Source organism: Campylobacter sp. 10_1_50 (assembly GCF_000238755.1).
GTDB lineage: Bacteria > Campylobacterota > Campylobacteria > Campylobacterales > Campylobacteraceae > Campylobacter_A > Campylobacter_A concisus_R.
This window is the reverse complement of the sequence record NZ_JH414888.1, coordinates 693920-706357: the sequence shown is the minus strand read 5'-3', so window position 1 is coordinate 706357 and position 12438 is coordinate 693920. Positions and strand designations below refer to the sequence as shown.

Genomic DNA, 12438 nt, shown 5'->3' with positions numbered 1-12438 from the left:
TTTATCCTTTGTCTATCTTTCTAGCTGCCACCTCAAAGTATGGCAAACTCGCCCAATTTTCTCGGTTTCCAACTATATAAATAACCTCTTTTGCTCTTGTTAGCGCCACGTTTAGCAGGTTTGGCTTGCTAGCAGCCCACGCTCTAGCACCCTTTGTCGCTCCCCCTAAGACAAAGACAATAACATCAGCCTCTTTGCCCTGCATAGTGTGGATAGTGCCAGCACCTTTTAAATTTCTACAAACATCTTTAAATGGCGTTATTATCCTGATGTTATTTTTCTCATCAGCTAGCTCGCCTGCCAAGAGCTCTTTAACCACCTCGCCCTCGACTTTGTTGTAGTTGCCTATCCACTCCTCGCTTCTAACATCTATCCACTTTGTTTGCACGTTAGTGTTTGCAAATTTACTAGCTGCACTTCTGCCAAGTATCATCATATCGTCGTATGTAGTCTCGTTTGATATCTCAAACATAGGGTTAGCGCACCTTCTATGCACGATAAGTGGCGAGCCGACCCAGATACTTTCACCACTACCTTTTATATATGTGCCGATATTCTGCGCTTTGTCGGCTCTTAGTTGCACAGAGGACTTAAGCAAGTTAAACTCCTCTTTTGCCTCGCAGTAGCTAAGTATCGCCCTATTTAAACTAACTGGCAGCGTTACTACTGGTTCAAGCTGGAGTGGATCGCCAACAACCACGGCCATCTTTGAGCGAAGCAAGGCACCTAACGCGTTAGTTAAATTTGCCTGCCCTGCTTCATCTATCAAAAGCATGCCTATATCGCCATTTAAAAGCTCTTTAAAGGTGTTATTAAACGAGGCAAAAGTCGAGCTAACAACTGGCGTTAGCAAGAAGAGCCCCTTGATAACCTCGCGTCTATGCTTTGCCTCTAAGCCGTTTTTCTCAGCCATCTTTTCATCGTTAAAGATAACGCTAAGGGCACGTAAATTTGTCCTAACAGCTTCTTTGCAGGCAAAAATGGCAGCTTTGTGCAAATTTAGCGCCTCTTTAAAAAGCTCTATCCTAGCCTTAAAAAGCTTTGTCTTGTGAAATTTCTGATCTATGCCAAATTCCATCATAAATGGCATACTCTTTTGCATCTCTTCGTTGCTCTCGCTAAAGCTGCCGTTTAGAAAGATATCTAGCTCCTCGCTCCTACCAAGTATCTTTTGGCGTCTAGCAAAGTCGCTTTGTAGCCTTTTGTAGAGATTTATCTTTACACCAAGCTCTGCAGCCCTGCTCTCAAGCCCTGTTATCTCCTCTTTTAGCTCGTTTAGCCTTGCCTCATTTTTCTCTTTGCTCTCGCCATTTTGCTTGCTAGCTTTTAAATTTTGCTCAGCTATCTGGCGATTTATCTCACCGACCTTTAGCGCCTCGTCGCTATACTTTTCAAAGGCCTCTGTCTTAAAAATCTGCTGAAAGAGAAAAAATGGCGGCTTTTCTGGTGTACTTAGATACTCCTGCAAAGCTTCATTTTGACTAACAACTCTTGTTAGCTCGCTAAATTCAGCCTTTTTATCTTCAAGCTCGTCACTAACGCTAGTAAATTCGCTCTCAAGAGGAGATAAAAACTCCTCTATCTGCTTGGCTGAGTTATAGCTCTCTAGCCTTCTATCGACGTCAGCTAGCTCTGTTTTAAGGCTCTTTAGCTCCTCTTCTTTGATCCTGATCTCGCTAAAAAGTAAATTTACCTCGTGAAGCGCAAGGTTAAATTTCTCTTTCGCCACGTCGTAGTCATCAACCCCTTCGCCAACTGCCAGATATTTGCCAAGCCCCATCAAAAAGCCATCTTGCTCCAAAAACTCGCCATACTCTTTTGCGATCTTGTCATACTGGCTGTGAGTAGCCTCGATCTTTACGCCATTAATTGCGTTAAAAACAAAATTTGACTTGTTTTGCTTTGAGCCAAGCGCCACGCAAAATAGCCCCCAAGCTGGCTTTGAGACAAAGGACTTCTCGCCATATTCGCTCTTTTCATCAGCCGAGAGCAGCCTTGTGGTTATAAATTTAAAATAATCAATCTCGCCCGCATAATCCCCTATGCTCTTTAACTGGCTTAGCTCTTTGCTCAAAATCTCAACCGCACCGTTATTGCAAGAGCTAACGACCATCTCGAAGCCCTGCAGCTCGTCATTTAGTCTAAAATAAAGCGCCTTTTCGTCGCTGTCATAAACTGGCTCAAAGATATCGTGCCTGCTCATTTGCGCGAGCTTCATCGCCCTAAGCGTCACCACTTCAGCCATCACGTCCTTTAAAAGTGTCGTTTTACCCGTGCCTGGAGCACCATTTACGCTATAAATCCCGCCGCTTCCTTCTTTAAATTTCTCTATGATGTTATTTAGTGCCATTTGCTGTGAGAAATTTAGGGCAAAATCACTCGCAAAAGCCGATCTTGGGTAGCGCTCAGCCTTAAAAAAGTCCCTCACCGCCCTTTGATTTAGCTCATCTCTAACGTCAATCCTCTCAAATTTATTCTCACTGCCCTCGTCTAAAAACTGATCCGTCAGCGCGTGCGTCCTGCCTGACTCGTAAAATTTGATAAGTAAATTTATATCATCTATAAAAAAGCTATTTAAAAGGGCGTCGTTCTCTTTAAAATTTGGATCAGCGATCCTTACTTCAAGCCTGATCACGTCTTTGCAAAATGGCGTCTTTAGCGAGCTTTTTATCTCCTCATGGACTGCTTTTACATAGTCGCTAAGCTTCATTTTCTCTTTATGGATAGAAATTTTATCCTTGATGTGCTCGCACTCTTTGTTAAAGTCGTTTTGGCTGATCTCTTTTAGATGGTTTAGGCGCACCATCGCCCAAGGAGCAGTTGGTATAAAGAGCTCATTTGATGAGTTTGGCGTGAAAAATGGGCTTAGCTCATCATCTAAATTTGCATCTTTTAGAGCAAAATTTTGCTCATTTTTGCAAAATACTAGATCACCAGAGAGTTTAAGCTTATAACAAAATGCCTTTTCAAAGCTCGTTTGCTCAGAGCGTAGCTCCTCTAAAATTTGCTCTTTTTCAAATTTCACCTTTGCTAGCTTTGATATCGCAAGGGCAAGCAAGTCAGTCTCAAAAATGCCGCCATAAATCGAAATTTCTACACCATTTTTTAAAAGCGACCTGTCAAATGTCCTTAAAATTTGCATAAATTTCTCATCGAAATTTGCGATCTCAAGGTCCATTGATTTTTTAAATTTGCTATTTGTCTTTTTTGGCTCATCTAAGGTTTTTGGCTCTAAATATTGTGATAATAAAAAGTATTTTAAGGTGTTTGCCCTACTCAAATTTGCGCCTTATTTTGTTGTTATTTAGTGATTATAGTCCATTTTATATATGATTAAACTAAACTTGTAATCATTGTATAAGTAATTTTTGGCTAATATCGCGGCTATGATAAAGGCAAAAAAGCACTTTGGACAGAATTTTTTACAAGACAAAGCGACACTAGATAAGATCATCCAAGCGATACCCAAGGACGTAGAAAACGTCGTTGAGATTGGGCCTGGCTTAGGTGATTTGACATTTAGACTTTTGCAAATTTATAAGACGACCTCTTTTGAGATAGATTGTGAGCTGTTTCAAATTCTAAAGGTCAAATTTGCAAATGAGATCCAAAATGGACAATTAAAACTTTTTTGTAAAGATGCTTTAGAGCAGTGGCAGCAAAATGGCGGACTAAGTAGCCAGAACTACTTTTTAGTCGCAAATTTACCCTATTACGTTGCTACGAAGATGATACTAAATGCGATAGATGACGAAAAATGCCTTGGGCTTATTGTGATGATACAAAAAGAGGTTGCTCTTAAATTTAGTGCAAAGAGCAAGGATAAAGAATTTAGCGCTTTATCGATCCTCGCTTCACTTCAAGGTAGGTGTGAGCTCTTGTTTGACGTGGATGCAAAGCTTTTCAACCCACCTCCAAAGGTCACATCTTCAGTCATCAAACTACAAAAAACAAAAAAGATTTTTGGCAAAGACGGGATTTTCAAAGATGCAAAACAATACGAGGCTTTTAAAGCATTTTTAAGAGCTGCGTTTGCTTCGCCAAGAAAGACGCTTTTGAAAAATTTATCCACAAATTTTGACAAAAAGGCGCTAGAAGAAATTTCTGAAGACCTAGGCTTAGCTCAAAATTTACGTCCACACGAACTAGATGTCGATTCTTATCTAAAAGTATTTGAAAGATTAAAGGAAGATAATGAACGACAAAAACGAAGAGAAAGTTGTAACTAACCAAAGTAAAAACAACAAAAGACGAAGATTTAGACCAAAAAACAAGCCAAAACAAGAGGGCGAAACTACCGAGCAAACATCACTGGCAAGCAAAAGCGTGATAGATAACTTCTTTGCAGCAGAGCAAGCTGAAGCCAAAACGCACGCCGAGCCAAAGAGTCAAAATCCTCGCCCAAAAAAGCAAAGAAATAATAAAAATCAAAACAAAACTGGCGAAAACAATAAGCCAAAAGAGCAAAAACAGCAAAAAGAAAAGCCAAAACAAGAGCCAAAAGCTGAAGCTAAAAATGAGGCAAAAGAGCAAAAAGAGAAGCCAAAAAAGGCTAAAAAACCAAAGAAAAATTTACCCGCAAAGCTAAATGGCAACGAGCAATGGCAACAAGATATCGCAAGCGCGATGGAGGCAAACAAAGCCACTCACGAGCTAAGACTTGAGCCACTAAAATATCTAAATTCAAGCGAACATAAAATTCGCATAACTCCACTTGGTGGCCTTGGCGAGATCGGCGGCAATATGACCGTCTTTGAGACAGAAACTAGCGCAATAATCGTCGATATCGGCATGAGCTTTCCAAGCGAGAGCATGCACGGCGTGGATATCCTCATCCCAGACTTCGACTACGTTCGCAAGATAAAAGATAAGATAAAAGGCGTCATCATCACTCACGCACACGAAGATCACATCGGCGCGGTGCCTTATTTTTACAAAGAGTTTAAATTTCCTATCTACGCCACACCGCTTCCACTTGGCATGATAAATAATAAATTTGAAGAGCACGGACTAAAACAAGAGCGCTCACTCTTTAGATCGGTCGAAAAAAGAAAGCCATATCTCATAGGCGACTTTGAGGTCGAGTGGATACATATAACACACTCTATCATCGACGCCTCAGCACTTGCGATCACAACAAAGGCTGGCACGATCATACACACAGGCGACTTTAAGATCGACCACACGCCGATAGATGGCTACCCAACAGACCTTGGCAGACTAGCGTATTACGGCGAGCGTGGCGTACTTTGTCTATTAAGCGATAGCACAAATAGCTACAAAGATGGCTTTACGAAGAGTGAAAGTAGCGTAGGCAAGACCTTTGACGCGATATTTTCAAAGGCAAAAGGCCGCGTCATAATGAGCACATTTAGCTCAAACATTCACCGCGTCTATCAAGCGATCGAGTGGGGCTTAAAATACAACCGCAAAGTCTGTGTCATCGGCAGATCAATGGAGAGAAATTTATACACTGCTATGGAGCTTGGCTACATCAAGCTCGATAAGAAAATTTTTATCGACGCAAACGAGGTTGGTAAATTTAAAGATGACGAGGTGCTTATCGTCACTACTGGCTCTCAGGGCGAGACTATGAGCGCGCTTTACCGCATGGCGACAGACGAGCACAAATATATAAAGATAAAGCCAACCGATCAGATAATCATCAGCTCAAAAGCGATCCCAGGCAACGAAAACAGCGTCTCAACGGTGCTAAATTTCTTACTAAAATCAGGTGCGAGCGTCGCTTATCAAGACTTTAGCGAGATCCACGTCAGCGGTCACGCAGCGCAAGAAGAGCAAAAGCTGATGCTTCGCCTCATAAAACCAAAATTTTTCTTGCCAGTGCATGGCGAGTACAACCACATCGCAAAGCACAAAGAGACGGCCATTAGCTGTGGTGTGGATGAGAGAAATATCTATCTAATGAGCGACGGCGATCAGATGGAGGTTTGTCAAAAGTACCTAAAACGTGTAAAAACGGTAAAAACTGGCAAAGTCTTCATAGACAATCAAATAAATAAACAAATCGCAGACGACGTCGTCATCGACAGACAAAACCTCGCCGAAGCAGGTGTCGTCATGATAATCGCTCAAATTTCACGTCACGGCGCAAAGCTCATCAACAAGCCTCGCGTCATCAGCTACGGCCTTGTGGGCGATAAGCAAGACGCCGAGTTTAGAAAAGAGATGGAGGGCGTGCTAGAGCAGTACCTAAGCAACGTCAAAGAGGAGCTTTTGAAAGATAGCAGACTGCTCGAGTCACAGGTGCGCCAAGTGATCAGAAAGCACATATTTAGAAAGGTCAAAAAGTACCCAACTATCGTGCCGATCATCTATCTAATGTAAGGGAAATTTATGCAAAAAGCCAACCAAATCGCCGCTGAAGTCTTAGAGATAGAGGCAAACGAGCTTTTAAGACACGCTAAAAGCGTAGAGATAGAAGATGCCGTAAATTTGATATTTAATGCAAAAGGCAAAGTCATAGTAACAGGTGTGGGCAAGAGCGGTCACGTGGGCGCAAAGATCGCTGCTACGCTTGCAAGCACCGGCACGCCAAGCTTTTTCTTGCATCCGACAGAGGCCATGCATGGAGATCTGGGCATGATAGAAAAAGATGACATCTTGTTAGCCATTAGTTTTAGTGGCGAGAGCGATGAGCTTGTCAAAATTTTGCCTCATGTAAAGCGCTTTGGCGTAAAAATAATCGCTATGGCAAGAAGCAAGACAAGCTCGCTTGGTAAATTTAGCGACGATTTTATAGATATAAATGTAGAAAAAGAGGCGTGCCCGCTAAATGCCGCCCCAACGGCATCAACCACGCTAACGTTAGCTCTTGGCGATGCGTTAGCTGTTTGTTTGATGCAAAAGCGCGGCTTTAAAAAAGAGGACTTTGCAAATTTTCATCCAGGTGGCAGCCTTGGCAAGAGGCTATTTTTAAAGGTCAAAGATGTGATGAGAAGCGAAAATTTACCGATAGTCCGCTGGAATGCAACCCTAAAAAGCGCGATCGATACGATGACACATGGCAAGCTTGGCACGGTTTTAATAGTCAATAAAGATGGCGTGCTAGACGCTCTTTTAAGTGATGGCGATCTTAGGCGTGCGCTTATGAGAGAGGACTTTGACCTAGAAGAGCCAGCGATGAAATTTGCAACCTTGCATCCAAAAGAGATAGATAACAAAGAGATGTTAGCTGTAGATGCGTTAGCTTTAATAGAAAAGTATAAAATTCAGCTTCTTGCTGTCGTAGAAAATGGCGTGCCTGTGGGTGTTTTACACATCCATGACCTTGCAAATTTAGGACTATAAAATGGAAAAAACAAGACTAAATAAATTTATCTCACATAACACAAACTACTCACGCCGTGAGGCAGATGAGCTGATAAAAGCTGGCAAGGTTAGCATAGCAGGGCGTGTGGTTAGCGACCTTGCTACAAGCGTGGATGAAGATGACAAAGTGCGCATAAATGGCCGTTTGATAAAGCTAAAAAAGGAATTTACCGTTATCGTTTATCACAAACAAAAGGGCGAGCTAGTTAGCAAAAAAGATGACCGCGGACGAAAGACGATCTACGACACGTTAGATAAGAAATTTGCAAAATTTGTTAGCGTGGGACGCTTAGACTACGCAAGTGAGGGGCTACTTTTACTAACTGACGCTCCAGCGATCGCCACAGCGCTCATGAATAGCGACTTAGAGCGCGAATACTACCTAAAAGTAAAAGGCGAGGTGACAAAAGAGGTGATAGAGGCGATGACAAATGGCTTTTTCGCCAAGGATGCCACCAAAGGCGCGCACGCAAAAACCACTATAAAATCAATGGAATTTAAGCCATTTCTAGCCTACAAGGTCTTTGGCTCAAGCGGTGGTTACACAAAGCTAAAGGTCATCATCAACGAGGGTCAAAACAGGGAGCTACGCCGATTTTTTGGCTACTTTGACCTTGAAGTGATGGATCTAAAACGTGTTAGTTTTGGACGCGTTAGCCTTGATATGCTAAAGCCTGGCAAATGGCGCTACTTCGAAAATAGCGAATACGAAGACCTAAGAGACTTTTTGAAAGTTAATAACGTTAGATACTAACATCAGGCTTGCTTCTCTAACAAAGAGACAAGCTAAATTTACAAAAATGAAGAAGAGATGAAAAAGATTGTTCTTTTATCCATGATCTTACTAACCACTGGCTTTTGCGAAGATCTTTTTGAGCTTGGGCTTGAAGCTTATAATAAAGGCGAGTTTGATAAAGCCGCCAAGCAATGGCAAAGAGGTTGTAATGATGGAAATATTGATAGTTGCACTAATTTAGGAACTTTATATGAAAACGGTCAAGGTGTGGCGCAGGACTATAATAAAGCAGCCGCCTTGTATAAACACGCTTGTGATAGTAAAGATGCTATTGGTTGCTATAATCTAGGTGGTTTTTATGAAAGAGGACAAGGAGTAGAGCAAGACTATACCAAAGCTGTCAAACTATACAAAAAAGCTTGTGATGGCAATGTTGCCCAAGCCTACCATAATTTGGGAGTTTTATATATAAACGGTCATGGCGTAGAGAAAGACTATTATAAAGCAGCTCAATTATGGCAAAAAGCTTGCAGTGACAAATATAGCACTAGCTGTTACAATTTAGGGATTTTATACAATATTGGTCAAGGTGTAAAACAAGACTATTATAAAGCAGCCGATCTATACAAACAAGCTTGTGATGATGGAGTTAGTAATAGCTGTTCTAGTTTAGGAATTTTATATGAAAACGGTCAAGGTGTAAAACAAGACTACAGTAAATCAGCAGAATTGTATGAAAAAGCTTGCAATAATGGATACAATCGCGGTTGTTTTAATTTAGGAGCTTTTTATCTAAAAGGCAAAGGCGCAAAACAAGACTATCACATAGCAAAAGAATATTTTGGTAAGGCTTGCAAATTAGGGTTTCAATCAGGATGCGATTTTTACAAAAAATTAAACGAATAGTGCCTTGATACTAAAAACAATCTAGTAAGCTCTAACAAATTTAGAGCTTCTCTAAATTTATATCCTATTTTCTGAAAGTAGGATGTTTATATATGGATTTAGCAGCGTTTCGCCGCGTGCTGCGTAGAGCAAGACCTCTTTAAAGTAGTTGTCGTTTATGCCGTAAGTGTGAAACTCATACGCCCCTATGCCGTATCCCATCGGCGTGATATCGACCCTCGAGTACCAGGCATTTTGCGCTGGGATGTAGCGGTTTGTATCTCTTGAATAGACATATAGCTTGATCTTATCTTTGCTCTTTTGCGCCATATACCAGATGAAAGAATTTGTGATGTCGTTAAAAAAGTAGATGTCGCCATTTGGCATGATGGCCTGTGCTGTGTCGTTGTTATCAGCTATGAGCGTCCTGCTCTCATAACATATAAATTTATTTGGCGTTAGCTGCTCTATGGGCTCAGACTTGCCGTTATTTAGGACTAAAATTTTATCATCGCTTATGTCGGCATTATAGGCGAGCACGGCTAAGACTAGAGCCAATAAACAAAGAGAAAAAATTTGCTTTATCAAAATAAAAATCCTCTTAACAAATAGTATTTAAGCACGTAAAGCGAGCATATCAGCACGCAAACACTTAGCCAGATCGATGAAAATTTAAGCTTGTGTGAGTAGTTTGTCTTTGTGATGATCTCCACAAGATATGGCATGAGGCCGTAAAAAATGCCCAAAAACAAAGTGCCCCAGATGAGGTAGCCAACGTAAAAATAGTCGCTTCTTAGCATGCAGTATGGGCACTTGTGATTTGGCTGCTCATAAACGTAAAGGCCAAAAAAGTAGGTGATGGCGTAGTAGCTAAGCACTAAAAATAGCAAATTTGCCACAAAACTTGCCATGCTTTGCTTTAAGAAATTTAGCACCAAAATGACAAAAAATAGCACGAAAAAGGCGCTTACTAAGCCAAAATTTGTATAGCCAAATGGCAACTTTGGAGCCTGAAAAGTGACCGAGCAGCAAAAGACTGGCACCTTTAGCGGGATGTTATAAAAAAACGAAATTTCCATGCCAAGCTCTATTAGTAACATCACAAAAAGGCAGATGAAAATGGCATATTTTTTCTTTAGATATGGGAAATTTAGAGCCTGCAAGTCAAGTTTGTTTATAACCAGCCAGATACCAAGCCCAAATATCAGCAAAATTTTAGTGAGCATCAAGATGCCACCAAATTTATTTGAGCCAATCACGCCAGCCGAGCACATAGCCCCTGGCACGATGTCAGAGAGCTCGTTTAGACAAAGTGCGAAAAATATAAACAAAACGATCTTTGTGCAGACGCTAAAAAGCAAGATCGTATTTACAAGGTAGTTTTGCTTTTCAAGTGAGTATTGAAGCGATGTTAGCGCGTTATAGTCCCATGATCTCACGATCCTAACGACGTAAAATAGCGAAATACCCATCAAAACTAACAGCACAAACTCCGCTAACAAAAAGGCGATAACGGCGTTTGATAAAAATACGCTCATACTATCTCTCCGTTTTGCAAGCTAACCACCCTATCTGTGGCACTCAGCTCGTCAAAAATGCTATCGTGAGTCGCGACTATAACGCTTTTTTTTAGCGCTTTAAATGATTCAAGTAGGCCTAAAAATGCACGCGCATTTTGCCTATCTAAATTTGCCGTTGGCTCATCAGCCAAAATGATATCCGCATCCATTGACAAAGCCCTAGCTACCGCGCATCTTTGACGCTCACCGCCGCTTAAATTTGATACATTTTCATCTCTTTTGTGAGAGATATTTGCAAGGCTTAGAGCCTTTTTTATCATCTCTTCACGCACATTTGCTTTGAAATTTGTTAGAGCAAACGGAGCTAACAAATTTTCATAGACGCTTAAACCCTCGATGAGGTTAAAATTTTGAAAGATAAGCCCAAGTCTTTTGTGCCTAAAGTCAGAGCAAAATGCGTCAGGCAGCTTTGCGATGTTAGTGCCATCTATCAAAATCTCCCCGCTAGTTGGCTTTTGAAGTAGGGCTATAAGCGAGAGCAGGGTGCTTTTACCACTTCCGCTAACGCCTTTTAGTATCACTAACTCGCCGTTATTAACATCTAAATTTATATTTTTTAGAGCGCAAAACTCGTTTTGTTTGCCTTGGTTATAGACTAGGCTAACGCCTCTTATATTTATCATTTTAGCCCCTCATTTATGTCGCCACACGCCACACGCCACGACGGGATAAGGACAAATGCCAAAAATGGTATGACGCCAAAGACAAAGATCAAAAAGAGCTTATCAAACTCCAAAATAGGCGTGAAATTTGTAAAATTTAAAAGCTCATCGCCTAAAAATATCCCCTTTAAAAAGGGAGCATTTAAAACAAACACAAAGATATAAGCTAACATAACGCCAAGCAAAAAGGCACTAACGCTAACGATGAAATTTTGTATAAATTTTAAAAAAATGATCTCTTTTATACTAAAGCCGATGCTTCGTAAAATGGCTATCTCACGCTTTTTACTGCCGTAAGCAAGCGAAATTTGGTTTTTAAGCAGCACGAAAAATATTAGCATAACGCTAACATAGATGCTCATAAAAATTCCGCCCTTATAGTAGTAAAGATGCCTAATGTTTGCCACCTCATCTTCTATGCTAATGGCAAATGAGTTTGGATATAAATTTTCTATCTTTAAAGCCACTTGGCTGATCTCGTCAGCGTTTGGCACATCGACATAGAGCTTTGTGTATTCTTCATCTTTTAAATTTAAGATAGCCCTTAGCGTTTTTGGATGCAAAAATATCGCGTTATTTGAGATAAGAGCGCTTTGTTTTGGCATGGTTTTTACTATCTTTACTGGTATCATGCGCTCTTCAGTTAAGAAGTTAAAGCTCTCATCGTAGTAAAGCTCGTTCATAGCGGCTTTTACGCCCTCGCCAACGATCATCTCATCTTCTTTCAAGCTATCATCCTCATATAGATGAAACCAGACGCGCTTTTGCACGAAGTAGTACTCTCCCTCCGCCACGCCTCTAACCTCAGCCACGCCATCGATCTTTGAGATATCATAGATGTAGCCAGGGTGCATGAGGTCTCTTTTGCCAGCACGAAAGGCGCTAACAACGATGCTTGATCTATCTTTTACTAAGCTTATGAGATCATGCTGGATCGAGCCAGAGATGAAAAGCACCGAGCTTAGTACAAAGATAATGAGCGCAAAGAGGCAAAAGCTAAAGAGATGATCCTTTTTGTCTTTAAAAAGCAAGATCACGGCGTAGTTTATGAAATTTCTACTTATCATAGACAAAGCCCTTTTGCTCTTTTAGGCTAAAGCTAGAAGCTAAATTTGCCCTTGTTATCTTTGAAATTTCTATTAGCTCATCTTGCTTTGCTTTGTGGTCAAAGCTAAGGTAGTGCGCCGCTAAAAGCGTGTATGAGAACCCAAAAAATAACGCCAAAAATGCTAGAAATTTCACT

At 41.0% G+C, this 12438-nt stretch carries 11 protein-coding genes; 5 read left to right on the top strand and 6 right to left on the bottom strand.

The window, feature by feature from the left end; translation table 11 throughout:
- Position 1 precedes the first annotated feature (1 nt).
- Positions 2-3280: a DEAD/DEAH box helicase gene (locus tag HMPREF1019_RS07840; RefSeq protein WP_009295187.1), complete on the bottom strand. Its 3279-nt coding sequence runs from the start codon at positions 3278-3280 to the stop codon at positions 2-4.
- A 106-nt stretch (positions 3281-3386) separates the two neighbouring features.
- Here HMPREF1019_RS07840 and rsmA point away from each other — a divergent pair, with 106 nt between their 5' ends.
- The 5 genes from rsmA to HMPREF1019_RS07815 are packed head-to-tail and all read left to right on the top strand — an operon-like array spanning position 3387 to position 8974.
- Complete coding sequence (gene rsmA / locus HMPREF1019_RS07835) at positions 3387-4229, top strand: 16S rRNA (adenine(1518)-N(6)/adenine(1519)-N(6))-dimethyltransferase RsmA (RefSeq protein ID WP_034901652.1); 843 nt, start codon at positions 3387-3389, stop codon at positions 4227-4229.
- Positions 4195-6348 carry a ribonuclease J gene (locus HMPREF1019_RS07830; RefSeq protein ID WP_009295182.1) on the top strand — a complete coding sequence of 718 codons (2154 nt, stop codon included), beginning with the start codon at positions 4195-4197 and terminating at the stop codon, positions 6346-6348. Before rsmA ends, HMPREF1019_RS07830 begins: the two co-directional genes overlap by 35 nt.
- Positions 6349-6357: 9 nt before the next feature.
- Positions 6358-7311, top strand: coding sequence for a KpsF/GutQ family sugar-phosphate isomerase (locus HMPREF1019_RS07825; RefSeq protein WP_009295180.1), 954 nt, complete (start codon positions 6358-6360; stop codon positions 7309-7311).
- A 1-nt stretch (position 7312) separates the two neighbouring features.
- Positions 7313-8086, top strand: a complete 774-nt coding sequence (locus tag HMPREF1019_RS07820; RefSeq protein ID WP_009295179.1) for a pseudouridine synthase — start codon at positions 7313-7315, stop codon at positions 8084-8086.
- 57 nt (positions 8087-8143) lie between these two features.
- On the top strand, positions 8144-8974 hold the full coding sequence (locus tag HMPREF1019_RS07815) for a tetratricopeptide repeat protein (protein ID WP_009295176.1): 831 nt from the start codon (positions 8144-8146) through the stop codon (positions 8972-8974).
- A gap of 57 nt (positions 8975-9031) precedes the next feature.
- On the opposite strand, the gene HMPREF1019_RS07810 is transcribed toward HMPREF1019_RS07815, so the two are convergent.
- Genes HMPREF1019_RS07810 through HMPREF1019_RS07790 form a run of 5 tightly spaced genes read right to left on the bottom strand, consistent with a single transcriptional unit; the run spans position 9032 to position 12437 of the window.
- Positions 9032-9541: a hypothetical protein gene (locus tag HMPREF1019_RS07810; RefSeq protein ID WP_009295173.1), complete on the bottom strand. Its 510-nt coding sequence runs from the start codon at positions 9539-9541 to the stop codon at positions 9032-9034.
- Positions 9538-10491 carry a hypothetical protein gene (locus HMPREF1019_RS07805; protein ID WP_009295171.1) on the bottom strand — a complete coding sequence of 318 codons (954 nt, stop codon included), beginning with the start codon at positions 10489-10491 and terminating at the stop codon, positions 9538-9540. Before HMPREF1019_RS07805 ends, HMPREF1019_RS07810 begins: the two co-directional genes overlap by 4 nt.
- Positions 10488-11156 (bottom strand): ABC transporter ATP-binding protein, encoded by a 669-nt coding sequence (locus tag HMPREF1019_RS07800; protein WP_009295169.1) that lies wholly within the window; start codon positions 11154-11156, stop codon positions 10488-10490. The genes HMPREF1019_RS07805 and HMPREF1019_RS07800 overlap by 4 nt, the downstream gene beginning before the upstream one ends.
- Complete coding sequence (locus HMPREF1019_RS07795; RefSeq protein ID WP_009295167.1) at positions 11153-12262, bottom strand: ABC transporter permease; 1110 nt, start codon at positions 12260-12262, stop codon at positions 11153-11155. Before HMPREF1019_RS07795 ends, HMPREF1019_RS07800 begins: the two co-directional genes overlap by 4 nt.
- Positions 12252-12437 carry a hypothetical protein gene (locus HMPREF1019_RS07790; RefSeq protein WP_034901532.1) on the bottom strand — a complete coding sequence of 62 codons (186 nt, stop codon included), beginning with the start codon at positions 12435-12437 and terminating at the stop codon, positions 12252-12254. The genes HMPREF1019_RS07795 and HMPREF1019_RS07790 overlap by 11 nt, the downstream gene beginning before the upstream one ends.
- Between the last annotated feature and the right edge of the window lies 1 nt (position 12438).

Excerpts from the sequence above, each read along its gene's own strand:
- rsmA (WP_034901652.1), top strand. The coding sequence starts at position 3,387 with ATGATAAAGGCAAAAAAGCACTTTGGACAGAATTTTTTACAAGACAAA.
- HMPREF1019_RS07805 (WP_009295171.1), bottom strand. The coding sequence starts at position 10,491 with ATGAGCGTATTTTTATCAAACGCCGTTATCGCCTTTTTGTTAGCGGAG.
- HMPREF1019_RS07830 (WP_009295182.1), top strand. The coding sequence starts at position 4,195 with ATGAACGACAAAAACGAAGAGAAAGTTGTAACTAACCAAAGTAAAAAC.
- HMPREF1019_RS07815 (WP_009295176.1), top strand. The coding sequence starts at position 8,144 with ATGAAAAAGATTGTTCTTTTATCCATGATCTTACTAACCACTGGCTTT.
- HMPREF1019_RS07795 (WP_009295167.1), bottom strand. The coding sequence starts at position 12,262 with ATGATAAGTAGAAATTTCATAAACTACGCCGTGATCTTGCTTTTTAAA.
- HMPREF1019_RS07820 (WP_009295179.1), top strand. The coding sequence starts at position 7,313 with ATGGAAAAAACAAGACTAAATAAATTTATCTCACATAACACAAACTAC.
- HMPREF1019_RS07825 (WP_009295180.1), top strand. The coding sequence starts at position 6,358 with ATGCAAAAAGCCAACCAAATCGCCGCTGAAGTCTTAGAGATAGAGGCA.
- HMPREF1019_RS07800 (WP_009295169.1), bottom strand. The coding sequence starts at position 11,156 with ATGATAAATATAAGAGGCGTTAGCCTAGTCTATAACCAAGGCAAACAA.